Raw genomic sequence first — 21,771 nt, 5'->3', positions numbered from 1 at the left:
TTCGTTCACCAAGTTGAAACAAAATGCAACAGACGATTTCTAATTCCCCATATAAACCCGGACCTTGGATCCGCTTGGCACCTTCACTCCAGCTTCAGGAGCCTGGGTAATCACTTTATCTCCTTTTCCACTTGCCTCGATTTTTAAGTTGGTGAGCAGCTGATTGAGCTCTTTCTTCTCAAGTCCCGTAACATTCGGAACTTCAACCAATGGCTCATCAGGCCATGTGTATTCTTTTTCCAGCCCATCTTTACGCGGTTTCACCTCTAAGGCCCTCAGGCTGTCTTCCATGATATTCCCAACGATCGGAGCCGCGACCACGCCGCCAAACTGGACGGTATCCTTCGGGTTATCGATGGCGAGATAAACCACTAATTCAGGATCATCTGCAGGCGCAAAGCCAATGAAAGAAACGATATGGTTGTTTTCCATATACCTTCCGTCAGGTCCAACTTTCTGAGCGGTACCCGTCTTACCACCTACGCGATACCCTTCGACGTAAGCTCCGCGACCTGTTCCTTTAGCCACCACGCTTTCCAGTGCCTTACGGATTTGTGCGGATGTTTCTTCTGAGATTACGCGATCCTTTACTTTCGGCTCATTCTTTTCTTCCGCTTCTCCTGTGACTGGATCAAGCCAGGCTTCCTGAATATAAGGCTCGTAATAATATCCTCCATTCACAGCTGCAGCTACGGCCATTACCTGTTGAATAGGGGTAACAGAAACTCCTTGTCCAAACGCTGTCGTTGCCTGTTCTACAGGACCAACATTTTCAGGCTTAAACAATATTCCTTTGCCTTCCCCTTCCAAGTCTATACCGGTCTTTTCACCGAAACCGAACCGGTCAATATATTCAAAAAGTTTATCTTTTCCTAAGCGCTGGCCCAATTGCACAAACCCTGGGTTACAAGAGTTTTGAACAACTTCCAGAAACGTCTGATCCCCGTGTCCTCCCCGCTTCCAGCAGTGTAATGTGGCTCCATCTACCTTCACAGCACCTGAATCGTGAAAATGTTCCTCGTGAAGATCGACCAGATTTTCTTCAAGCGCCGCTGCGAGCGTAATAATCTTAAAAGTAGAACCCGGCTCGTACGTACTCCAAACCGGCAAGTTGCGATTATAAACCATTGGTTCAACTTCCTGATAATTTGCTGGATTAAAATTCGGACGCGAGGCCATAGCTACTACTTTCCCAGTATCAGGATCCACCGCTAAAGCGACCGCTCCATCTGGATTGTACTTGCTTTGGGCAATATCCAGCTCTCTTTCAATAATGGCCTGCACTTTATAATCAATCGTAAGCTGAAGATCTTTTCCGTCCACCGGGGGGTTGTAGATATCGGCCATGTCAGGCATTCGTTTCCCCTTAGCATCGGAGAAGAAAGAAAGGGCTCCCTTTTCACCTTTAAGTTCATCATCATAGTAGGCTTCAAGACCAAGCAGTCCCTGATTATCAATGCCGCTGAAGCCAAGAACATGGGAAAGAAACGAACCATGAGGGTAGTATCGCTCCGAATCTTCTGCGATGTAGACACCAGGCATACCAAGGGATTGGATAGCTTCTGCTTTATCTTCAGAAATTTTGCGTCCTTCTGGGTGGATTTTTTCAATAGATATTTGTTTCGTAACGTGGGTGTACGCTTTCTCCACACTCATCTCAAGAATTTGAGCTAAATTCTTAGCCGTGGTTTCAGGATCCTTTACCTGTCTTGGTACAACCATAACGGTTGGAGCCGACTGATTACCGACAAGCACTTCCCCATTTGTATCCACAATGTTGCCTCTTTCTGGTTCAAACGTGATATCACGGCTCCATGACTCTTCTGCTTTGGCGATCAGAAAATCACTGAGTACAAATTGCACGTACCCGAGCCTTCCAATAATGACACCAAAAATAACCATTCCCACAAGAAAAACAGTGATCAACCGCTTCTTAACAATGACTTGTGATACTCTTCTCATCCACATAACTCCTTTTGAAAGTCGGTAGAGTCAGCTTGTATCACTATATGCATTGTAGAAGCGATTAGAACACTGCCTGGAATGGTCTTCCTATCATTCTGGCGGTGCTAGTTCCACCACCAGATAACCTTCTTCTTTAATCTCTGAACCTGGAGCTATACTCTGCTTGGTTACGTACCCATTACCCATCGTTTCTATATTAAAGCCAAAATACTCGGCAAGACGGTGGACATCTCTCAAAGAATAGCCTGTCAGGTCAGGCATCGTTGGTTGATCGGTTATAACCATTATTCTCTGGTTCTTTAATACCTCAGCGCCTGGTTCAGGTAATATTCTCTCTACCTCACTGCCTTGACCAATCACTTCCACCCGATTGAAGTTTTCTTTTAATCGGCTGGTCGCTTTCTCCACAGAAAGATCGGTGACATCAGGAAGTTTTACTTGAGAGACTTTGGTTTGACTCTCCTCATCTGGTTTAATATCGAGATAATGGAGGCTGTTTTCCATGACCGTTTTCACAATGTGAGATACAGGATCTGAGCCATACTCGGTATTATCCAAATTAGGCTGCTGGACGGCCACATACATTAATAGTTCAGGATCATCTTTCGGAGCCATGCCCATGAAAGAAAACGTGTAGTTCTCTCTTCCGGTCATATAGCCGCCTCCTGGTTTACTAATCTGTGCGGTTCCGGTCTTACCCGCAAGGGAAAAATCATCAAGTTTAAATTTCTGACCGGTTCCATTTTCCGAAGTGACTACCTGCCCCATTAAATCTCTCACCTGAGAGGCTGTTGATTTTGAAATAGGCTCTCCAATAACTTCAGGGGAGCGCTCTTTGATCACTTCCCCGTCCTTACTTGAGGAAATTTTTGAAAGAATATAAGGTTTCATCATTTTGCCATCATTTGCAATGGATGTAGCAGCTGTCATAAGCTGGATCGGTGCAACCGTTGAGCCTTGACCAAACGCGGTCGTAATTTGCTCAATTGGCTTATCAAAAACGAATGAACCTGTTTTCTCTCCAGGTAAATCAATTCCAGACTGTTGATTGAGATGAAAATCAGAGAGATATTTCTTAAACATATCGGGTCCTAATTTCTCATAAGCAAGGATGGATGCAGCAACGTTAGAGGATCGCTGAAATCCTTCGTTAAAAGAAATCATCCCCCAGCCCTCTCCATTGTTATGATCGCCAATAGTACTTGAATTCTCCGTCACTTGATACCTGCCGGATTTATACAGTTCATCACCATCATAAACACCTTCTTCGATGGCTGATGCCCATGTGAACATTTTCATAGTGGAGCCTGGTTCGAAAGGATAAGCTATCAAATCATTGTACCAGTTCTCTACCTCCCCAAGGTCATTAGGGTTATAACTCGGACGATTACTCATGGCTAAGATCTGACCTGTATCTGGATCCATAACACCGGCCATGATCTTCTCCGGACTGTATTGTTCATCTACTTGAGACATAGCATCTTCCAGAAAGGTCTGGATCTTCTGGTCAATCGTCAGGTAAACATTTTCTCCGTCATCCGGCTCTTTCATCACCTGATTCGGATCCAGCAGTTTAGTTCCGTATTTATCACGTTCATAGCTTATTTTTCCTTCTTCTTCTTTCAAATACTTCTGCATTTGCTTTTCTATTCCTGTAATTCCTTTGATATCGCCATCTTGTGACCGGGCAAACCCAATGAGATGGGAGGCGAAAACCCCGTTAGGATAATAGCGCTTAGCTTCTTCCTGAAACGTGATACCATTCAAGTTTAAATCTTTAATCTCTTCCATTTCTTCTTGAGAGATTTCCCGTCCATTAGCGCCAAACTCTACTTGGAAGCGATCATTCTCCTGACCATTCTTAATGGTTTCAATCATTTCACTTTTCTTGAGTCCAAGTAAAGGAGCAAGATTTGAAGCCACTTTTTCAGGATCCGTTACGTGTTTGGGATTTTCAAGATTGGCCGAATAGTCCGGGTCTACAATCGCCTGTAAGCGATACATAGGGCGATCATAAGCCAGCACCATTCCATTCTTATCATAGATTTTACCGCGGTCGGCATCAATCTTGTAAGAACTTGTCCTGATCTCCTCCGCCCATTCTTTTAGGTCTACACCTTCTACAGTCGCTGTAGTTTCAATATAAAGGAACCGGCCGACAATAATCAGAAATACAAAAGAAAACACAAGGATGAGCAGAGCTGCACCCCTATGTGTGTTTGGGTTTTTCATATATACATCACCAGTTTTAAGATTTTATCACTCGATATTAGCCGCTTGTTTAACTTGCGCATTTTGGATGTCCAGTCCATTCTCTTTGGCGATCTGAAGAATACGGTCCGGGTTGCTCAGTTCTTTCACTTGAAAAGCCAGGTTCTCATTTTGAGTTTCCTGTTTAGAAATATCCTGTTCCAAGCTTCGAATATCACGATTCAGCTCATCCGTGGACGCCGAAAATTGCACAAGAAATACAGAGGCTGCGAGAAATAATGTTGTGGCTGCCGAATAAAGCATCTTTTCCCCTGTACTGATCCATTGCTTTTTGCGCAGCTTTACTTTTTTAACCTGTTTCTGTCTCTCAGGCTGATGAAAAGGCTGCTCCTCTTTTCTTATTTTCTCTACACTCATGTTTGCTTCCACCCTTCTTCAAATTGAAACTCTGAATTCCAAGGTTTAATCTTCTCTACAACTCTTAATTTTGCTGAGCGTGAACGACGGTTTTCTTCCAATTCTTCACTTTCCGCAACAATCGGTTTACGTGTAACCATCTCAAATGGCGGCTGTTTATCTTCAGGGATAACGGGGATATTTTTGGGCAGAGGCGGATTAGAACTCCATTTTTTAAAAGCTTGCTTACATAAGCGGTCTTCTAAAGAATGGAAGGTAATCACGGCAATCCGTCCATTCACGGCACACACTCGGGCAGCCTGATGCAGACTATCCTGAAAAGCACCCAGTTCGTCATTTACGGCAATACGAATTGCCTGAAATATCCTCTTCGCCGGATGCCCGCCCTTACGCCTGGCGGGTGCAGGGATTCCCTCTTTAATTAGTTCGACAAGTTCACCTGTTGTTTCAATCATTTTCTCAGCTCGTGCGGCTTCAATTTTTCTGGCAATTTGTTTAGAAAATTTCTCTTCTCCATACTTAAAGAAAATTCTTACGAGACGCTCATACGGCCACTCATTCACGACTTCTTTGGCACTTAGTTCATTAGACTGATTCATACGCATATCTAAAGGTGCATCTTGATGATAGCTGAATCCACGTTCCTCAACGTCTAATTGAGGACTCGATACACCAAGGTCGTATAAAATCCCATCGACTTCGGTGTAACCTAATTCTTCCAGTTCACTCTCTAATTCTCTGAAGTTTGCATGCACAAAAATCACTCGATCCGAGTATTCATCTAAACGTTCACGAGCCGCTTCCAGGGCTGCTTCATCCTGATCGAATGAAATTAAACGGCCCTTCTCGCTTAACATGGAGGCAATCACTTCTGAGTGTCCTCCACCGCCAAGCGTACAGTCGACATATGTACCGTCAGGATGAATGTTTAAGTGCTTTATAGTTTCTTCTTTTAATACGCTGTAGTGTTCAAACATGTGCTCACTCGTTTCTTATCTTCAAATATCAAAATTAAGCATATTCTCCGCAATTTCAGAGAACGATTCTTCCGATGCCTCAAAATACGTTTCCCATTGTTCATGGCTCCAGAACTCAATACGGTTGGATACGCCAATAACAACACATTCTTTCTCAAGTGAAGCATATTTCCGAAGTGGTGGAGGAATATTGATTCTTCCCTGCTTGTCTACCTCACATTCGACGGCACCTGAAAAGAAAAACCTAGTGAAAGCGCGGGCATCTTTTTTGGTGAGGGGGAGTTTCTTAAGCTTCTCTTCAAGGAGCTTCCACTCGTTCATAGGATAAGCAAATAAGCATTGATCTAAACCTCGAGTAAGGACAAACGTTTCCCCAAGATCTTCACGAAATTTGGACGGGACTATGATCCGCCCTTTCGTATCAATGTTATGCTGGAATTCACCCATGAACATGTTGGTTCCCCACCTTCTGTCTTCACCTTACCACATCGCCCCACTTTTCTCCACATACTTTTAATTTTTCTGCACCTACAAAAAAAATCCTGCCTGAAAAGGCAAGATTTTAAAGGGATTAACGATTTTTTTATGAGGTGGAGAAAGGTGGAGGGTTTTTACACGTACACCACATAATGATCCTGATCAAACGTTAACAAATGCTGATTTAGTCGCTGGAAAACGTCCGTTCCCTGCTGATTCACCCACGGGAGGATACTCCACATCCGTTCTTGAAGACCGCCTGCAGGGTGGAGAAGTAAATCCAACTCATTAAACTGGGTCACTTCTTTTTCGTATTTCTCTTCCAAAGTTTTAGCCATCCGCTTTTCTAAATAATCAACATGCTGGTAAATGTAATGAAGATTTTTATCTGCAAGACCTTCAAGATCCGGTCCCAGTTCCGCTGATTTTTCTCTAAGAGGCTTATGAATACGCTCAATTTCCTCTTTCACCTGAGCACTAAGCTGAGGAATAGGCGGGGCACTCTTGGACGCAATCCACCTCATTTTCTTTTCGCCGGTGCCAAATTGTACAGCTTCCTGAGGTTCTACGTGGAAGTGTTTCAACTCCTGCTCGGCCTTACGGTCTACCAATGTAAAGGATAAACGAGGAAGTACCGGAGGCATTTGAAGACCGACGGCTTCAAAGCCAGGTTTAAGTACAGACCAGTAATTAATCTCGCCTGGTCCACCTATAAACGCGAGTACAGGAAATAAGAAATCCTGCATGAGCGGTCTTGACACTACATTATTGCTTAAACACTCAGGGTGGTGTTCTGCTATCTCTAATAATTCCTGTTCTGATAACAGGAATTCATTCTGTTTGCCCCTGAAGCTCCCATCTTTCTCACGAGTGAGAAGAACACGCTCTCCCTCATGATGGTAGAACAAATGAGCATCTTCTGCTTCACTTTCTAACACCGTCTCGTATCCTTCCTGGGCATTTAACTGAATGGATGAAAAAACACGATGAGCGATTTCGGCATTATGCTTAATCATTGAAGTAAAGTAAGCAGACTCAAGCTTACGTACTTCCGGACGATGAGCATCCATCACTACCAGACCTTCATCTGGAAAAAGGAGATAAACCAGTTGAGCAAAGAAATCACTATAGCTCTCCGACTGCTCCAATAAGCGCAGAGTCTGTTGATAAAAATCACCCGTGTATTCGGTCTCATCTATCTCACTGAATATTTGCTTCAGCCATTCTTCTCCAGCTCTCTGGTCAATTTTAATATCTGAGACGGAAGCTTTCCGGTCCGGCTCCTGGGAGATCGCCATCTTTTTCATTCTCCCATGACTATTAACCATAATGTGGTTAATCTCATCAAAATCATGATCCTCTCCGGCAATCCAGAAAACCGGGAGAACAGGCTTACCTAGTTCCGCTTCCTTCTTTTTAGCCAGCTGAAGAACAGAGATGATTTTATGAACCGTGTACAATGGACCTGTAAGCAGCCCCGCCTGTTGTCCCGCTATGACGACGGTTGCGTTTTCATCTTTCAGCCTTTCAATATTGTCCAATGTACTTTCCGGTGCCCCCCACCGCTCATTCATTTCTTTTAAAACCTCCGAAAGATTGCTGCGCTGGTAGGTTTGGCCTTGCAAGAACTGCAGCCTCTTCTCCCAGGCTTCCGGATCTCCGGGCTCATATGAGAATTTATCTTTTACGTTTTCGAAGTTATATTTATAATCATGAAACAGTCTCTGTTTCGGCTTTAATTGAATAGGATCGATACGCATTTATGAACTACTCCTTTGTCGGGCAAATATTCTTTGTAGTATGTATCCTCTTAGTATTGTACAAAAAAGATTCAGGGAGTTCATCTAATCTGTTTCTTATCCCAATAATCGATCGACCAGACCATAAACAGTCAGCCCTAAATAGAAAAGGGTAAAAACTAAGAAGCTGACTCTCCAAAAGCCCTTGAAAGCCCGTTTGAGCTGAACATCATGATCCTTTCGATACTGGACAATTAGGGAAAGGCCCAAAAGAATTAGTAGAAAAATCATAATAAAAGCAAAAAAATTCTGTTCAAATATAACGAGCAAAAGGACGTGCACAGATAAGATGAAAATGGGCGCGGTGAAATTAGCGGTCTGATGAATAGCTTTCCACTTGTGACGCTTGAATTTCCTGGCAAACACATAGAAAATCAACAGTACCGGAACTGGCAAGGTGAGGATCGCAGCCAATGAGAAAACCAGGAATTCCATCATCTGTTCGTTTGTCTCCCCTCATTTCGAACTTCAATGGCGTGCACGGCATCCACTACAAATTGGTGGTTCGGCAAAGGATGAGCGCTTCGTTTTATCAAATACTCATTTATGGCTTCAATTTCAGTTTTTCTCCCGTCTTCTAAGTCCATGAGCATAGAAGATTTATTTTCAGACGTGAGTTCTGCGATCAATAATACACGCTCCCATTCCTGGTCCACGCTGCGCCCTAATACCATACAGGCTTCCTGGCACAAACGCCAGGCCAGGGATCTAATATAATGATTTGTACAAACAGCTCCATTTCTAACCTGAAACAGGCCTGTTAGAGGATTGATTACAGAGTTAATCAGCAATTTCGAAGCAAGCATTTCCTCATAATCTTCTCTAAAAGAAATCGGGAACTCTTCGGTATGCAACGCTTTTATCATCTGTTGAAGACCAGCTTCCTGAAAAGGCAGGGCGGCCAGATTCATTTTTCCTTTTCCCGTATGCTTTACACGCGTGCCCCCTACTTTCAGTGCGCCGTGTTCAACCACCCCAAGCCAGCATAAATTCCGAAGTTCTTTTATTCGCTCCAGGTGGCCCATCCCATTTTGTAAAAAAAGGCATGGAACATCTGAAGGCAAGTTCATGTCTAATAACGGATCAATATCTTTTTGCTTAACTGCAATGATTAACAGATTATGATTCTTTACACCCTCTTCAATGGTATGTGCTCGCACCCGAGTAGATTCCCCCAAACCATCACAATGTACGCCTTCTCTTTCTATATCATTTCTCTGCATTTCTCTCCTTACATACAGATGAACTTCGTGGTTCCTGCCCAAATAGGCAGCCGTTAGCAGCCCTATGGCACCTCCCCCAATGATTCCTATATCCATCGATCTTCCCTCACTTCGCTCGATATTTTTTATTATTGTAGCAGACTCTTATGTACAATAGCAGTCGATAATTGTCAGTCCACTAATTGTTCATTTCATTCTGAAAATTTTTATATTATAATAAAGGAAGATAAAGATAAATTGAAAGGGGAATCTTCATGATGACTTCCACGAAAGTAAAACCTTTACTGGTCAATTATAAAACACTAGAAGAATTCAAACGTTTCAAAGAATATGGCAACCAGGAGCTTGCTATGCTTGAAGATCTGGAGAGCAACATTGTAGAGAATGACAGCGAATCGCCTTTTTTTGGCGTCTATTATGGAAGCGCTTTAGTGGCTCGCATGAGCTTATACCGTGTTCGCGCCAAATACGATAAGTATTTCGTTCCTCCTCAGGACTATCTCGAGCTGTGGAAACTTGAAGTCCTTCCTGACTACCGGGACATGGGCTTTGGAAAAGACCTGGTCGAGTTTGCGAAAAGCTTCGAGCTCCCTATAAAAACGAATCCCCGTATTAATTCCCACGGTTTTTGGGAAAAAATGGGCTTTCAAAAGGCGAATTATGATGTGGAGCGTGACTTAGGTGAAAATCCACTCATCTGGATGCCTACAGGTGTCGAGGAAAGAAATGCAAACGCTTAATAATATAAACACAAACAAGGCCGCTACATGACGTGTAGGGGCCTTTTCCTTATCCGGACTTTACAGCGGGAAAACCCGCCAGTCGGGCCTATCAGTTAATGAGAATACAATAAAATAGCTTTGTTCGTTTACATAGGAGTCTTCTGATGTTGTTTGACCCAATGAACGAGTTTATCCATTTCATTCCAAGCCGCTTCCCACTGTTTCAACTGGTGTCTGAGCTTCTGATTGTCTTCACTCAGCTGTTTTAACTCATATTCAAGCTTCTGTTTCCCTTTTTCGTCATACTGTTTTACTTTCATTTCTTTTAAGAAGGATATTGCAGCATCAATCGATAGTGGTGAATCTTCAGCTGAAGGTATACTTGTATAAATCGTGCGCTTTTCTTTGCGGTTTTGTTTCGCCTCTTGAATTTCTTCGTAGTAATCTTTTCGTACGGTCGCATTCCATCTAAACCCACAGGCTGCGGGCGTTCTATTCAAATGTTCAGCGACTTCCTGAAAGGCTTCAAGCTGTGTTTTTCCTTCCCGGATGTACTTAAGAACCGTGTTAGCCAGAAGTACATCTTCTTCTTCCTTCCAGGCGTCTTGTCTAGGGGCATCCATACCATCCCTCCTCTATTGTTTGTTTATAGTTATGCAGAAAGGATGGTTGATAGAATAGTATTCATAAATTTTTTCTTGTGCTCATAAACTTTTCCACCGCTAGTTTGTGTTCCTCTGTTTCCCATAACTCTGAACAGAGCCGTACCTCTTCTTCCATCCGCTCATAAAGATCCTCTGGAAAGCTTTCTTTGAGCAGCTGTTTTTTAAATACACGCATTTGAGCCGCCGTTTTATTTAAAAAAGGCTGAATATCTTTTAATCCTTTTATATCTTCCAAAGAAGATATTTTATGCAGCCAGCCTATATGAAGCGTTCTCTCTGCTTCATACATTTCCGCATCCATCAGCCAGTGAGCGGCATTTCCTGAAGTTAGACGCTGGTATAGAAGGGCCCCTCCGCCCCATCCAGGAGTGATCCCGAGGTTGCCCTGAACGAAGCCGAACTTAGATTCTTTACGTCCATAACGGAAATCACAGGCCGTAGCAATTTCACAGCCTCCTCCTCTAGCTTGACCGTTCAATAGAGCGATCACGGGTATAGGCAATGTAGCGAGCTGATGGAGTACCTCCATCATGGGGCGTAGCAGATTATAAGCTTCATCTGCTGACATATCACCGTGAAATTCGTTTAAATCGCCCCCTGTGCAAAAAGCACGCTCCCCTTCCCCAGTAATGACCAAAAATTTCAGCGTATGCTCCGAACTTACCTGATTCAACGCTTCCTTCAGCTCTCTAGTCATCTGTCGAGTAACCGCATTCATTTTTGCAGATCTTTGAAGCGTGAGTACTGCATAGTTTTCCTCTTTAATGTCCAGCCGGACCTGTTCCATCTCCATCACCTCTATTCATTAATTTAACACAAAAACTCCTCAGTGAAGATCATCCAGAAAAGCTCCCATTACTTGAAGACTCAGTTTCGAGATAAATGAGTCCTTTACGTTAGATGGACAAGGGCTGGTGGGGAAATAAATCGCTTTCCTATGGGGGAACAGTGAGCTTCCTCGCTCGTTTCACTCCCTGCGGGATCTCACCTAGTCCCTTCTCCCATGGGAGTCTCATCATTTCCCCACCACCCCAACTATAATGTTGCGAACGGACCCTTCCAGAAGAGATTGGTTCTCCTCCGTAATCTGTATGAAACGCTTTCATGACGGGCTGTGTGGGTCGTTATATCCTAACTACATGGTCTAATACTTCATTATGCAGGTGATGGTTGAAGTGGTTTCGAGCTTCTGATTTGGCCAGGTCCGGAGGGGGATGATGAAGACTCCTGCGGGATAAACATGATCGGTGAGACCCCGGAAGTCGAAGACTGAAGAGGCTCAGCACATGCCCGCGGAAAGCGAATCATCCCCCGCAGGACCTTTCTTGTCATAAAAGTATCTCGAAACTGAGTCTTCAACTATCCGGCCAGATTGTGTAATAAGCCGATCATGAAAAAAGTTGCAACGTTTAAAAGATCTGAACATAAAAAAAAGAGCCTGACTTATGTTCAGACTCTTTCTCCAACAAGGATTTAGTTGTTAACTACTTGTTTTCCGTTGTATTGTCCACAAGATTTGCAAACATGGTGTGGCTTAGTGAACTCACCGCAATTTTCACACTTGTGCATTTTTGGTGCGTGAAGTTTTTTGTGAGTACGGCGTTGATTTTTGACTTTTTTAGACGTTCTGCGCTTAGGTACTGCCATGTTCTACACCTCCTTTTATTTACGATTAGAAAACCGAAACGATTTTCTTATTCGTCTTCTTTTTCATCTAATAATGATTGCAGTTTAGCCATTCGAGGATCCACTTTGTTTTCCTCTGGTTCCTCAGTAACTACTAGCCAGCCTTTCCCTTCCTGGGGGGCTGCATCCTGAGCCTCATTATCATTGGAAAATACTCTAGTTGGAATCTCCAACTGTACATTTTCCTTGATATAAGGCGTCAAGTCAAGCACTTCTCCCTGCACTGGATGAACTTCGGAATCATCTTCTTCCTCATGATAAGGAGAAAGATTGAAGGCTTCCAGTGCATCAATTTTAAACGGATAAGTCACATCGACTAATGTCCGGGCACAAGGTAAAACCATTTCTCCATCAATTGAAAAAGTCACCGTAATATCATTTCCGTGTGTGACGGCTTGACCTTTGACATGGACAGGGAAAATCCTGCGAATGTCATTTTTCATTTCTTCTAATTCGCGAATATCTACCTCTTCTTCAAAAACAAACGGTTCGTCACCTGCTTGTTTAAGTTTCTGGAGAGGAAATTTCATAGTTATCACCTCATGGCAACAAGAGTTATTGTAAAAGGATTTACGTCATTTGTCAATATTTTTTCTTTACAGCAAATGCTACCCATTTCTCAATGGTTTCATTAAGATAACATATTTTACCCTTTGTATGCGAATTTTCTTCCTCTTCATGATAAAATAAATTCAATACATGTTTAAATCTACTTTATTTTGAAGGAGGAACTCATTTGAAAGCATGCGGGGTTATCGTGGAATACAATCCTTTTCATAATGGTCATCTTTATCACCTGGAACGTTCGAAAGAAACTGCAGAAGCTGATTGTATGATTGCCATCATGAGTGGAAACTTCCTGCAGCGTGGGGAACCTGCCATCATTGATAAATGGCACCGGGCTGAAGCAGCCTTAAAATCTGGTGCTGATCTCGTACTGGAGCTTCCCTACATATATGCTGTTGAGCACAGTGACTATTTCAGTCAGGGAGCCGTGCAGGCTCTTTCTGAAATTGGGGTGGAATCTATCTGTTTCGGCAGTGAAAGTGGTGATATACAGGCTTTTCTAAGCGCTCACGATCATTTGGACCAACATGCGGGGCTTTATGATGAAACCGTAAGGAAACATTTAAATCAGGGGTACTCCTTTCCTGAAGCCTCTCGTTTTGGTTACCAGGCTGTTGAGTTGCCAACGAATAGTATTGATCTGGCTCAGCCCAACAATATTCTGGGCTACAGCTACGTAAAACAAATCCTCGCCTACAATAATCAGATTCGTCCTCTTACCATTAAAAGAGAAAAAAATCATTACCATGACGAAACGATTGAGGGAAATATTGCAAGTGCCACCAGTATAAGAAAAGAACTCTTAGCTGACGGCATGAACCTCCTTGTTCAGGACTCTATACCAGAAGCCACTCGGGACCAGCTGCTTTTATATAAGGAAAACAAGGGCATGTGGCATGAATGGAATCAATATTTCTCCTTACTGCAGCACAAAATCTTAACTTTGAAACCAAAAGATCTTCGTTCTATCCAAGGAGTCGATGAAGGGCTTGAACACCGGCTTCAACGAATCATTAAAGAATCTGAGAATTTTCAGCAGTTTATGGAAAAATTAAAGACGAAACGTTATACGTGGACAAGATTGCAGCGCACGCTCGTGCATATTTTGACAGGCACTGAAAAGCAGGATGCTCAATTGCTGCTGAACCAGCCTCCACCTTATGTACGCGTATTAGCTATGAGTGACACCGGGAAAGATTATTTGCGTTCGACTAAGAAACAGATGAGAATCCCTTTACTCACTCAGCCACAGCAAATGAATCATCTTATGCTGGATATTGAAGAGAGAGCTGCAATCGCATACTACAGTGTTTTAGAAGCTTCTGTAAGAAACGCTATGATCAAAGCGGAGTACGGTGCCCCCGTTCAACATTAAAAAAGAAGCAGCCTTCTCAGGAGGCTGCTTCTTTCGTATCAGGCTGGTTCAAGGTCCTTTAGATAGGTTAGAGCCTCTTGGAACGTATCCACGGGAACTACCTTCATTTCTGTCTCAATGTCCTCTGCGGTCCGTTTGGCTACTTGATAATTTGAGTTTTCACGTCCATCTTCATTCGGAGCAAAAAAGATGTCCGCCCCATCATTCGAGGCCGCTACCACTTTCTTATCTATACCGCCGATTCTTCCTACTTGCCCTTCGTAGTTAATTTCACCGGTCCCCGCAATTTGAAATCCTTTCGTAACATCGTTTTCTGTTAACTGATCATAGATCTCAAGCGAGAACATTAAGCCAGCGCTGGGTCCGCCGATTTCTCCGCTCTTCACTTTAACTTCTGGATCAACCTTGACGGATCGATCCGTTACAAGGGAAATTCCTACCCCTACTTTATCTGGATTGTCAGGAAATGGAGCAAGCTCGATGTCTTTTTGAAGCGTCTCTTCATCTCTTTTGATCGTTAATGTTACATTTGATCCTTTTTTCATATCCGTGACATAATTAATTAAGTCGCTGGACTCCTCGATTTTCTTTCCATCAACTTCCAGAATTTGATCACCTGATTGCAGTTTTTCTTCTGCAGGCATTCCTTGAATAACACTCATGACAAAAACGCCTTCGAAATTAATTTCTATGTCTCTATCTGCCGCCTGATAAGCGACCACTTTAGCCGCTTCCTGAGAAGATTCCATCATTTGCAGCTGAGCATGGTAGTATTCTTCTTCCGATACACCCTCTGGACGGATTTGTTCGATCGGATAAACTTGGTTGTATGGCCTGATTTTAGCCATCAGCCACTGTATTGGTGTTGCCTGTCCGCCTCTTACGGTTACCAGATGCATATCACCTTCACTATCATATCCATCGACGACTTCGACAATCGGGTCCAAAGCGTCAGCAGAACCTGGTTTGTAAATATAAAACGGTAATCGATATGCCGCTAAAAATGCAATAATCACTGCGGTTATGATTCCAGTAATAAGTACGCGCTTATTGGCTTTCATTCTTTTAGGGCTCCTTCCATGCAGCAAGCCTGGTTTGGATATTTTTAATCTGGTCTTCCGCTGCTGCTTCCCCCGCGGCTACGATATCTTCAATATTCGTAAAAGCGCGGGAGCTATATTTGGATACATCTGGACGAATCATAACATCAGCATCTGTTGATACTCCCATAGCATTCACTAATTCATCCTGCATGATGTCTATACTTTGCGTAATAACATCATAGATGGTATTGATATTGGGATCGGCGTCAAAATGAGCGCAATCTACTGCGATTACAATGTCAGCGCCCATCTGTTTCACAACAGAAACGGGGACACGGTCCATTACGCCTCCATCAATATACAAACGCTCATTGATTCGTTCCGGCACAAAAATCCCGGGAATGGCGATGCTAGCCCGGACTGCCTCACTGGCAGGACCATCTGTAAAAATCATCTTTTGCCCGGCGTACAGATCTGTCGCAATAATCGCCATAGGAAGAGGGAAATCTTCTATGTTCTTTCCAAAAGTAAAAAGACGGATGTACTCTTTAATCCGTCGTCCCTGAATAAAGCCCATCTTCGGGACGGTGAAATCCAAATAATATTTCCGTTTAAACGTAAAAGCGAGTTTGTACATATCCTCAATCTTTTGTCCAGCCGCAAAAAAAGAGCCTACTAAAGCTCCCATGCTGCTCCCCGCTATCATATCGATTGGAATTCCGTAACTTTTGAGAACCTTGAGAACGCCCAGGTGAGAAAAACCACGTGCTCCTCCCGAACCTAGCGCCAAACCGATCTTCGGACCTCCCACCTGCTATTCCCCCTTCAAGACTTTGCTATATTTTATGGAATAAATCGTTATCTTATGAGCGTACATATGGAATATAGACTAGCCTTCCTGTTACATGTCCAAATATATCCTCATTCTACTATGGATGATATTAGAAGTACAGAAAACCGCGCACGTTGAGGAGGCGTTCCTTATTTCCAAAATAAAGACGATGTGGCTGACCTGTTTAACTCTTGGTTTTGCCGTGTCCTTAATTATATACCCTAAAGCTGCCTTGACCGCCAGTTTAAGGGGCCTTGATCTGTGGTGGGAGGTGGTCTTTCCATCTCTTCTCCCGTTCTTTATTACGGCCGAATTGCTTATTGGATTTGGTGTGGTTCATGGTCTGGGAGCCCTGAGCGAACGATTTATGCGCCCTTTGTTCAATGTACCCGGGTCCGGCGGCTTTGTGTGGGTCATGGGAATGGCAAGTGGTTACCCTAGCGGAGCCAAATGGACAGCTGACCTTAGAAAAAAAGGCCAAATCTCTCAAATTGAAGCAGAGCGCCTCATCTCTTTTACCAATGCATCCAGTCCGCTTTTTCTTTTTGGAGCTGTAGCTGTAGGTTTTTTTCATAATGCTTCTCTCGGAGTAATTCTTGCTATCGCTCATTATGGAGGCAACTTCATCGTAGGTATAGCTATGCGTTTTTACAAGAGAAAAGAAGAATCTCCCATTCGAGACCAAACCTACCCAACCTTCAGAGAAGCTTTCATCACTATGCATCAGTCTCGTTTGGACGATGGTAGATCAATAGGGAAATTAATGGGGGATGCCGTGTCCCGATCTGTTGACACCCTTCTGATGGTCGGCGGGTTTATTATGCTATTTTCCGTTCTGACAGAGCTGCTGAAACGAACAGGTATCCTGCCCGCCTTATCCCCTTTGTTCCATATGATCGGCCTTCCTGAAAGCTTTCCTATACCGCTTATGGCCGGGATGCTGGAGATGACTACCGGAATCGGGGCGGTGACTCAAACACATGAATCCTTACTAGCCCAGCTCATGCTTGTAAGTTTCATCTTAGGCTTTCACGGCTTCTCTATCCAGGCTCAAATTGCAAGCATTATAGCAGAAACGGATATCCGCTTTAAGCCATATGCCCTTTCCAGACTGACTCATGGAGCCATTGCGACCCTGATGATTGCTTTTTTATACCTTTATGTCTACTCCCCATCTGAGCCGGCCGACAGTCTTCCGATATGGAACCCGACCGAACAGCTTACCATCCCGCTTTTGGAATTCTTTCACCATTTCGGGCCGCCGATCACCATTGTCATGATTATGTTTACGATGTTTGTGAAATGGCAGTCCAAACGTACTGAATCAAATGAAGATGAAAATGACCACTACGAACATATTTCGTAGTGGTCATTCGTTATTCAAACTTAGTAAATAAAGCTTTTTCTACAGGAGGAGGTACTAAATCTGAAATACTCGCTCTGTATTTGGCTACCTCTTTTACGATGCTGGAACTTAAAAAAGAATATTGGTTATTTGTCATCATAAAGAACGTCTCAATATCAGCGTTTAATTTGCGGTTCATCGATGTAATCTGCATTTCATATTCGAAATCGCTGACGGCACGCAATCCACGGATGATCGCCTGGGCATTCTTTTCTTCTGCATAATCCATTAATAAACCACTGCAGGAATCAACAGAAACGTTGTCCAGGTTTTTGGTTACTTCCCTAAGGAGCCCGCAGCGTTCCTCCACGTCAAACAGAGGTGCTTTACTCTGATTATTAAACACAGCAACAATAACGTGGTCGAACACTTTTGCACCTCGCTGAATAATATCTAAATGACCGTATGTAACCGGGTCAAAACTGCCTGGACAAATAGCTAATGTGGGCATTGTAATCCCTCCTTACTTAAATATTGTCACACCTATATTACTTCCATATACATCTGAATCCATCTGATCCAATCGACCTATCGATGCAGGGATTTCTTCAGACGCATCGTGTTCACAAATAATAACTCCCTGCTCTGCCAGCAATTCATAATCTAAAAGCGCTTCCATTAATTCCTTGTAGGAAAACTTTTTATAGGGAGGGTCAAGAAATATGTAATCGAACGTTAACCCTCGTTTGCCCGCTGCTTTCATGGCACGTTTGGCATCCGTTCTGAACACTTCTGTACGGTCCGTTAAATCCAATGTATGGATATTTTCATATATGGTCTGGATCGCTTTTTGCTGCTGATCTACAAATATACAGGACGACACACCTCTGCTCAACGCTTCAATGCCCAGGCCTCCGCTTCCTGCAAAAAGATCTAAAGCTTTACCTCCATCAAAAAAAGGACCAATCTTGTGAAAAACCGCTTCCTTTACTTTATCCGTTGTTGGTCGAGTTTGATGAGTCGGGACAGATTTTAACTGACGCCCTTTAAAGTCACCCGCTATTACTCGCATCGTTTGTACACCTCTTTTGTCATCATTCCCCATAATCCTACCACAAAATGAAGGCTGCAGGAAATTGAAGGTTTTAATAAAGAATTCCGTTTCTCATGAATAAAAGAAAAAGTGCAAGTCCATACTAGAATTGAAGCAGATGACTGCTTCTGAAAACGGAGAAGGCTTACATCCCCATAAGTACTTCCTCCGGTTTCTCCTCTCCCTTTACTTTCTTGAATCTCAGGGTTCGAGGAAGAAGGGCTGTCTATGATGGACAGCCCTATTTTTTTTGCATTAAAATATCAGGCTGCTTATTACGCTTTCATTCGACAGGGAAACTTATCACTTCTTCTCAATCCAAAAAACTCTCCACCTTCAAAGAGGTTCCTTTTATTAAATGAATCCATCTCATAAATGGAGTGTTCACAAGCCTGCTGATTTTTGCTAGTGTAGTCTTGAATGCGTTTAGGAAAGGAAGTAGAATGATATGATCCAGAAATTCATCGAACTAGGCGAAGGTTATGCAGATATTTATGAACTAATTGAACTGGGTTCACTTATGCCAGATAGAATTCAGCACGCGATCGCTTTCTACAGCGAAGTAAATGGCAAACCGCTGGCCTCATTATCCCTGGTCATGAAGCCGGCCCGTGGTGATAAGTTTCAGCCTATATATATCTGCCGGGAAGGGATACCAAACCCTCATGAGCAGCCGAATAGACGATTTGATTTGTTTAAAGAGATGGCTGAAAGTGCCGGAAAAGAGGTAGCCGAATTCACAATCAAACCATCAAGCTTATTTCCGGAAACTGAATTATTTTACCAGCATTTAGTCGGTATTTTACGAATGAACAAATTTATCGCTCCACTCTCATAATAAAAGAGGCCTCCCTGAAGGAGACCTCTTTTTTATATGCCCATTTTGTAGTCATATTGTTTCGCTTTATCAGGTTTTGCGTTTTCATAATCCGTCTGAATTTCAGGTTTATGTGAGGGAATAACACGGGAAACAAATGGTAACCGCTCTAATTTTTCCATTTTGAATTCTAAATCTTCTTCATTCACATATAGAACCGCATATTTTAACTTTTTAGAGGCATGAATGAGATGACCGTGTTTTTTTATCTGCCTGACATTTTTCATATGTTGAAAATATACAATAATACCTTGTCGTTTCGTTTTAATCATGACGACACCCTGCTTTACGTAGTATTTACCGTCAGTGTACCAAAAGATAAAGTGAACGGCAATTATTCTCTGATTATTCTTTCTAAAAGGAGTCCTTTTTATGAAGACGGACCACGAACGGGCATTTGAACTTTTTTCAAAAGATTTGCAACAGTCTCCTGTTGTGAAGAGCGTACAGTTTAAACAAATTACCGGGCTGCCTTTTGTGTATCTCTGGCCGGATTGTACAGCTGACCAATCTGTAGTGGAAGATCAGCTTAAGAGGTCCGCTGCTAAAGCTATGAAAGGAAAACGCCTGACCCTTGCGATGAGTTATGTACGCAAAAGTCAGACGTTCTATGTGTACCGTGTGCGTTTTCTAGTGCCTCAACGGAAAATGTTCTGCTGCGGCAACTTCTGTGATGACTGTATCCGATTCACTTAAGTTTAAGAGCACCCACAGCTTCCGCCGCTTCCGCATCCGCCACTGCAGCCGGAGTCGGTAAGAGCCATTCCGTTTTTTGGAACTTTTATTTGTTCACTTACACTAAAAGCCACGTTTTCGCTAATTTCATCCAACAGCTTTTGCACTTCCCGCTCCGCTTTTTTGAAATGAGCCACGGTTTCGTGCATGTCCATTTCTCTCTTCACAGAACGGACTTTCTTCATAATATCATTATAATCCGGATGGTAGCGCCCGAAACGCTGAACATCCTCATAGTGTTCTTTTATATCAGCAAATCTCTTGATGAGCGCCTGAGCGTCGCGATCATTCTCAAGAGCGTACTTCGCTTCATTATAATGATGCATTGTATCTGAATTCATGACCATATGGCCAATCGTTTCTGAACTATCAAGCAGATCGACAATTTCCATTGTAGCTAGCATTTTAGATGTCCACCTCCACTTCTATCTTATCAAATAGGACAGCAGATTGAAATGAGTTTCGTCATTCCCTGCTGTCCTATTTTATAAAGAATTTTTTTCGCCTGCATCTGATGAACACTTTTTATATAGATGCCGTGGACTTTCGGAGTCTCGAAGCTTGATCTTAGTAATAAGGGTACTCTAACTCTCTACGATCTTTGTTGGAATCTTTCTTAGCTTTAGATAAGAATTGTTGAAATTGTCCTAATGCCCCATTCAGTTCATCCATATGGCGAGATACCTCTTCCCAGTCCAGCTCTTCCATTAATGCTCCTAACTGCTTAAACAAATCCTTCTTATTAGATGAAGTACTCTTCTTCACCGCAGGCAGGGATTCCCAGAAACGATCCTCCGCCCCCAAAATCATCCACTTCTCATAATAGCTTTGAATCAGTTTATGATTTTTCCGGATTTGTTCCTTCACACGAGGATGATCATCTACAAATTCTTTAAAGCGCTGGACATTCGGGTGCAATTCATTTGTACTCATAAGTTCACACCTCACTGTTAGATCTACTCTATAGCCTATGCACCTAAAATAAGGACGTTCTTACCCCATGAAGGAAATTTGCGAAAAACAGCAAATTCTAGTTTAATCTTTCAAATCCGTTGATTTTAAACCTTCCATCTTCTCTCGTGAATGAGAATCGGTATGGATGCTGGACTATATCTGTTCCAAAGGAGCGCTTAACTTCTACAGTTAAATGAAACCTATAGTAGTCCCGAGTTACTTCAACCGTATGTATGTCGACTAGTTGTCCTTTTGGGTTTTGTTCAGATTGTAAAGTGGCAAATGCCAGCATTTCCGTCATCATTGTTTGAACCTCTTGTTTACGCTGCTTGGCTGATCGTATATCTTCGTTCAGCTGGAAGTACGATTCTACCTGCTCCACCCCAGCTTTTTCTAAATGATTTGTGGAATAAAAATAAGGAAAAAATAGCTGGTAGCTAAAAAACAAGAGGATGGTACCAGACAGAAGAGTTTTTACGATGAAAGAGTACCTGAAAGAACGCAGCCATTTACTCAATTGAACGCCAGTCCAAAGACTAGCCGTCACCACACCAATCGAAGCAAATAAAAGCAGGGCCTGGTTTCCATCTAAAAATGTAAATTTATTAACGTTCAACACGAATATGTAAAATAAAAACAGGGAGACCAACATAGCAAACGTATCATCTGCAAACTTGCGCATAGATCTTAAACCATTCCCCTTTCCTAAAGCTAGTCTTGAGTTTCCATCCATCGTTCTTTGATGCGCTAAGCTTATCATAGGTTTAAGTTTTCTTCATATACAAATTGCCGCTTTTTCCAGCTCCTA

General features: G+C 42.8%; 25 protein-coding genes. 5 read left to right on the top strand and 20 right to left on the bottom strand.

What is annotated here, in order from left to right; all coding sequences use genetic code 11:
- Positions 1 to 39: 39 nt before the first annotated feature.
- The 8 genes from HBHAL_RS09185 to HBHAL_RS09150 all read right to left on the bottom strand — a co-directional run bounded on the left by HBHAL_RS09185 (position 40) and on the right by HBHAL_RS09150 (position 9,165).
- A complete protein-coding gene (locus HBHAL_RS09185) occupies positions 40 to 1,962 on the bottom strand; it encodes a stage V sporulation protein D (protein ID WP_014643112.1) in 1,923 nt (640 codons plus the stop codon).
- Positions 1,963 to 2,055: 93 nt separating this feature from the next.
- Entirely contained in the window at positions 2,056 to 4,197 is a 2,142-nt protein-coding gene (locus tag HBHAL_RS09180) for a PASTA domain-containing penicillin-binding protein (protein ID WP_014643111.1), read from the bottom strand.
- A gap of 27 nt (positions 4,198 to 4,224) precedes the next feature.
- Positions 4,225 to 4,593: a cell division protein FtsL gene (gene ftsL / locus HBHAL_RS09175; protein WP_014643110.1), complete on the bottom strand. Its 369-nt coding sequence runs from the start codon at positions 4,591 to 4,593 to the stop codon at positions 4,225 to 4,227.
- Positions 4,590 to 5,570 (bottom strand): 16S rRNA (cytosine(1402)-N(4))-methyltransferase RsmH, encoded by a 981-nt coding sequence (gene rsmH, locus HBHAL_RS09170; RefSeq protein ID WP_014643109.1) that lies wholly within the window; start codon positions 5,568 to 5,570, stop codon positions 4,590 to 4,592. Before rsmH ends, ftsL begins: the two co-directional genes overlap by 4 nt.
- Before the next feature lie 21 nt (positions 5,571 to 5,591).
- On the bottom strand, positions 5,592 to 6,023 hold the full coding sequence (mraZ, locus tag HBHAL_RS09165; protein WP_014643108.1) for a division/cell wall cluster transcriptional repressor MraZ: 432 nt from the start codon (positions 6,021 to 6,023) through the stop codon (positions 5,592 to 5,594).
- 158 nt (positions 6,024 to 6,181) lie between these two features.
- The gene (gene bshC, locus HBHAL_RS09160; RefSeq protein WP_014643107.1) at positions 6,182 to 7,807 is read right to left on the bottom strand and encodes a bacillithiol biosynthesis cysteine-adding enzyme BshC; all 1,626 of its coding nucleotides are present in this window, start codon (positions 7,805 to 7,807) and stop codon (positions 6,182 to 6,184) included.
- 96 nt (positions 7,808 to 7,903) lie between these two features.
- A complete protein-coding gene (locus HBHAL_RS09155) occupies positions 7,904 to 8,284 on the bottom strand; it encodes a DUF3397 domain-containing protein (RefSeq protein WP_014643106.1) in 381 nt (126 codons plus the stop codon).
- Positions 8,281 to 9,165 carry a 2-dehydropantoate 2-reductase gene (locus tag HBHAL_RS09150; RefSeq protein WP_014643105.1) on the bottom strand — a complete coding sequence of 295 codons (885 nt, stop codon included), beginning with the start codon at positions 9,163 to 9,165 and terminating at the stop codon, positions 8,281 to 8,283. Before HBHAL_RS09150 ends, HBHAL_RS09155 begins: the two co-directional genes overlap by 4 nt.
- A 158-nt stretch (positions 9,166 to 9,323) precedes the next feature.
- Between HBHAL_RS09150 and HBHAL_RS09145 the strand changes: the two genes are divergently transcribed.
- On the top strand, positions 9,324 to 9,809 hold the full coding sequence (locus tag HBHAL_RS09145) for an N-acetyltransferase (protein ID WP_014643104.1): 486 nt from the start codon (positions 9,324 to 9,326) through the stop codon (positions 9,807 to 9,809).
- 128 nt (positions 9,810 to 9,937) lie between these two features.
- Here the strand turns inward: HBHAL_RS09145 and HBHAL_RS09140 are convergent, their stop codons facing one another.
- The 4 genes from HBHAL_RS09140 to HBHAL_RS09125 all read right to left on the bottom strand — a co-directional run bounded on the left by HBHAL_RS09140 (position 9,938) and on the right by HBHAL_RS09125 (position 12,672).
- Positions 9,938 to 10,414 carry an RsfA family transcriptional regulator gene (locus HBHAL_RS09140; RefSeq protein ID WP_014643103.1) on the bottom strand — a complete coding sequence of 159 codons (477 nt, stop codon included), beginning with the start codon at positions 10,412 to 10,414 and terminating at the stop codon, positions 9,938 to 9,940.
- Between the two features lie 61 nt (positions 10,415 to 10,475).
- Positions 10,476 to 11,249 carry an enoyl-CoA hydratase/isomerase family protein gene (locus HBHAL_RS09135; protein ID WP_223254275.1) on the bottom strand — a complete coding sequence of 258 codons (774 nt, stop codon included), beginning with the start codon at positions 11,247 to 11,249 and terminating at the stop codon, positions 10,476 to 10,478.
- Between the two features lie 680 nt (positions 11,250 to 11,929).
- Entirely contained in the window at positions 11,930 to 12,103 is a 174-nt protein-coding gene (gene rpmF / locus HBHAL_RS09130) for a 50S ribosomal protein L32 (protein ID WP_014643101.1), read from the bottom strand.
- 47 nt (positions 12,104 to 12,150) lie between these two features.
- Complete coding sequence (locus HBHAL_RS09125; RefSeq protein WP_014643100.1) at positions 12,151 to 12,672, bottom strand: YceD family protein; 522 nt, start codon at positions 12,670 to 12,672, stop codon at positions 12,151 to 12,153.
- Positions 12,673 to 12,878: 206 nt separating this feature from the next.
- Here HBHAL_RS09125 and HBHAL_RS09120 point away from each other — a divergent pair, with 206 nt between their 5' ends.
- Complete coding sequence (locus HBHAL_RS09120) at positions 12,879 to 14,084, top strand: nucleotidyltransferase (RefSeq protein WP_014643098.1); 1,206 nt, start codon at positions 12,879 to 12,881, stop codon at positions 14,082 to 14,084.
- 38 nt (positions 14,085 to 14,122) lie between these two features.
- Here the strand turns inward: HBHAL_RS09120 and HBHAL_RS09115 are convergent, their stop codons facing one another.
- Positions 14,123 to 15,145 (bottom strand): SepM family pheromone-processing serine protease, encoded by a 1,023-nt coding sequence (locus tag HBHAL_RS09115; RefSeq protein WP_014643097.1) that lies wholly within the window; start codon positions 15,143 to 15,145, stop codon positions 14,123 to 14,125.
- A gap of 4 nt (positions 15,146 to 15,149) precedes the next feature.
- Positions 15,150 to 15,938, bottom strand: coding sequence for a patatin-like phospholipase family protein (locus tag HBHAL_RS09110; RefSeq protein WP_014643096.1), 789 nt, complete (start codon positions 15,936 to 15,938; stop codon positions 15,150 to 15,152).
- 94 nt (positions 15,939 to 16,032) lie between these two features.
- Between HBHAL_RS09110 and ylbJ the strand changes: the two genes are divergently transcribed.
- Positions 16,033 to 17,325 (top strand): sporulation integral membrane protein YlbJ, encoded by a 1,293-nt coding sequence (gene ylbJ, locus HBHAL_RS09105; RefSeq protein ID WP_014643095.1) that lies wholly within the window; start codon positions 16,033 to 16,035, stop codon positions 17,323 to 17,325.
- Positions 17,326 to 17,335: 10 nt separating this feature from the next.
- On the opposite strand, the gene coaD is transcribed toward ylbJ, so the two are convergent.
- Both coaD and rsmD read right to left on the bottom strand, forming a co-directional pair.
- Positions 17,336 to 17,815: a pantetheine-phosphate adenylyltransferase gene (gene coaD, locus HBHAL_RS09100; protein WP_014643094.1), complete on the bottom strand. Its 480-nt coding sequence runs from the start codon at positions 17,813 to 17,815 to the stop codon at positions 17,336 to 17,338.
- Between the two features lie 12 nt (positions 17,816 to 17,827).
- Positions 17,828 to 18,409, bottom strand: a complete 582-nt coding sequence (gene rsmD, locus HBHAL_RS09095; RefSeq protein ID WP_269448429.1) for a 16S rRNA (guanine(966)-N(2))-methyltransferase RsmD — start codon at positions 18,407 to 18,409, stop codon at positions 17,828 to 17,830.
- 436 nt (positions 18,410 to 18,845) lie between these two features.
- Here rsmD and HBHAL_RS09090 point away from each other — a divergent pair, with 436 nt between their 5' ends.
- Positions 18,846 to 19,235, top strand: a complete 390-nt coding sequence (locus HBHAL_RS09090) for a DUF7147 family protein (RefSeq protein WP_014643092.1) — start codon at positions 18,846 to 18,848, stop codon at positions 19,233 to 19,235.
- Positions 19,236 to 19,267: 32 nt separating this feature from the next.
- Here the strand turns inward: HBHAL_RS09090 and HBHAL_RS09085 are convergent, their stop codons facing one another.
- Positions 19,268 to 19,546, bottom strand: coding sequence for a YlbG family protein (locus HBHAL_RS09085; RefSeq protein WP_014643091.1), 279 nt, complete (start codon positions 19,544 to 19,546; stop codon positions 19,268 to 19,270).
- 100 nt (positions 19,547 to 19,646) lie between these two features.
- On the opposite strand from HBHAL_RS09085, the gene HBHAL_RS09080 reads away from it, so the two are divergent.
- Positions 19,647 to 19,970, top strand: coding sequence for a hypothetical protein (locus HBHAL_RS09080; RefSeq protein WP_014643090.1), 324 nt, complete (start codon positions 19,647 to 19,649; stop codon positions 19,968 to 19,970).
- Positions 19,971 to 19,972: 2 nt separating this feature from the next.
- On the opposite strand, the gene HBHAL_RS09075 is transcribed toward HBHAL_RS09080, so the two are convergent.
- From HBHAL_RS09075 to HBHAL_RS09065, 3 genes are all read right to left on the bottom strand, one after another.
- Positions 19,973 to 20,413 (bottom strand): YlbF family regulator, encoded by a 441-nt coding sequence (locus HBHAL_RS09075; RefSeq protein WP_014643089.1) that lies wholly within the window; start codon positions 20,411 to 20,413, stop codon positions 19,973 to 19,975.
- A 163-nt stretch (positions 20,414 to 20,576) separates the two neighbouring features.
- Positions 20,577 to 20,942 carry a spore coat protein YlbD gene (gene ylbD, locus HBHAL_RS09070; protein WP_014643088.1) on the bottom strand — a complete coding sequence of 122 codons (366 nt, stop codon included), beginning with the start codon at positions 20,940 to 20,942 and terminating at the stop codon, positions 20,577 to 20,579.
- A gap of 97 nt (positions 20,943 to 21,039) precedes the next feature.
- Complete coding sequence (locus HBHAL_RS09065) at positions 21,040 to 21,645, bottom strand: hypothetical protein (protein ID WP_158512368.1); 606 nt, start codon at positions 21,643 to 21,645, stop codon at positions 21,040 to 21,042.
- Between the last annotated feature and the right edge of the window lie 126 nt (positions 21,646 to 21,771).

This window comes from Halobacillus halophilus DSM 2266, from assembly GCF_000284515.1.
In the GTDB taxonomy this organism is placed as follows: domain Bacteria; phylum Bacillota; class Bacilli; order Bacillales; family Halobacillaceae; genus Halobacillus; species Halobacillus halophilus.
Note: the sequence above shows the minus strand (reverse complement) of the source record. Positions and strands in the feature narration are given on the sequence as shown.

Coding starts and splice junctions, on each gene's coding strand:
- HBHAL_RS09185 (WP_014643112.1), bottom strand. CDS start 1,962: ATGAGAAGAGTATCACAAGTCATTGTTAAGAAGCGGTTGATCACTGTT.
- HBHAL_RS09180 (WP_014643111.1), bottom strand. CDS start 4,197: ATGAAAAACCCAAACACACATAGGGGTGCAGCTCTGCTCATCCTTGTG.
- ftsL (WP_014643110.1), bottom strand. CDS start 4,593: ATGAGTGTAGAGAAAATAAGAAAAGAGGAGCAGCCTTTTCATCAGCCT.
- rsmH (WP_014643109.1), bottom strand. CDS start 5,570: ATGTTTGAACACTACAGCGTATTAAAAGAAGAAACTATAAAGCACTTA.
- mraZ (WP_014643108.1), bottom strand. CDS start 6,023: ATGTTCATGGGTGAATTCCAGCATAACATTGATACGAAAGGGCGGATC.
- bshC (WP_014643107.1), bottom strand. CDS start 7,807: ATGCGTATCGATCCTATTCAATTAAAGCCGAAACAGAGACTGTTTCAT.
- HBHAL_RS09155 (WP_014643106.1), bottom strand. CDS start 8,284: ATGATGGAATTCCTGGTTTTCTCATTGGCTGCGATCCTCACCTTGCCA.
- HBHAL_RS09150 (WP_014643105.1), bottom strand. CDS start 9,165: ATGGATATAGGAATCATTGGGGGAGGTGCCATAGGGCTGCTAACGGCT.
- HBHAL_RS09145 (WP_014643104.1), top strand. CDS start 9,324: ATGATGACTTCCACGAAAGTAAAACCTTTACTGGTCAATTATAAAACA.
- HBHAL_RS09140 (WP_014643103.1), bottom strand. CDS start 10,414: ATGGATGCCCCTAGACAAGACGCCTGGAAGGAAGAAGAAGATGTACTT.
- HBHAL_RS09135 (WP_223254275.1), bottom strand. CDS start 11,249: ATGGAGATGGAACAGGTCCGGCTGGACATTAAAGAGGAAAACTATGCA.
- rpmF (WP_014643101.1), bottom strand. CDS start 12,103: ATGGCAGTACCTAAGCGCAGAACGTCTAAAAAAGTCAAAAATCAACGC.
- HBHAL_RS09125 (WP_014643100.1), bottom strand. CDS start 12,672: ATGAAATTTCCTCTCCAGAAACTTAAACAAGCAGGTGACGAACCGTTT.
- HBHAL_RS09115 (WP_014643097.1), bottom strand. CDS start 15,145: ATGAAAGCCAATAAGCGCGTACTTATTACTGGAATCATAACCGCAGTG.
- ylbJ (WP_014643095.1), top strand. CDS start 16,033: ATGTCCAAATATATCCTCATTCTACTATGGATGATATTAGAAGTACAG.
- coaD (WP_014643094.1), bottom strand. CDS start 17,815: ATGCCCACATTAGCTATTTGTCCAGGCAGTTTTGACCCGGTTACATAC.
- rsmD (WP_269448429.1), bottom strand. CDS start 18,409: ATGGGGAATGATGACAAAAGAGGTGTACAAACGATGCGAGTAATAGCG.
- HBHAL_RS09090 (WP_014643092.1), top strand. CDS start 18,846: ATGATCCAGAAATTCATCGAACTAGGCGAAGGTTATGCAGATATTTAT.
- HBHAL_RS09085 (WP_014643091.1), bottom strand. CDS start 19,546: ATGATTAAAACGAAACGACAAGGTATTATTGTATATTTTCAACATATG.
- HBHAL_RS09080 (WP_014643090.1), top strand. CDS start 19,647: ATGAAGACGGACCACGAACGGGCATTTGAACTTTTTTCAAAAGATTTG.
- HBHAL_RS09075 (WP_014643089.1), bottom strand. CDS start 20,413: ATGCTAGCTACAATGGAAATTGTCGATCTGCTTGATAGTTCAGAAACG.
- ylbD (WP_014643088.1), bottom strand. CDS start 20,942: ATGAGTACAAATGAATTGCACCCGAATGTCCAGCGCTTTAAAGAATTT.
- HBHAL_RS09065 (WP_158512368.1), bottom strand. CDS start 21,645: ATGCGCAAGTTTGCAGATGATACGTTTGCTATGTTGGTCTCCCTGTTT.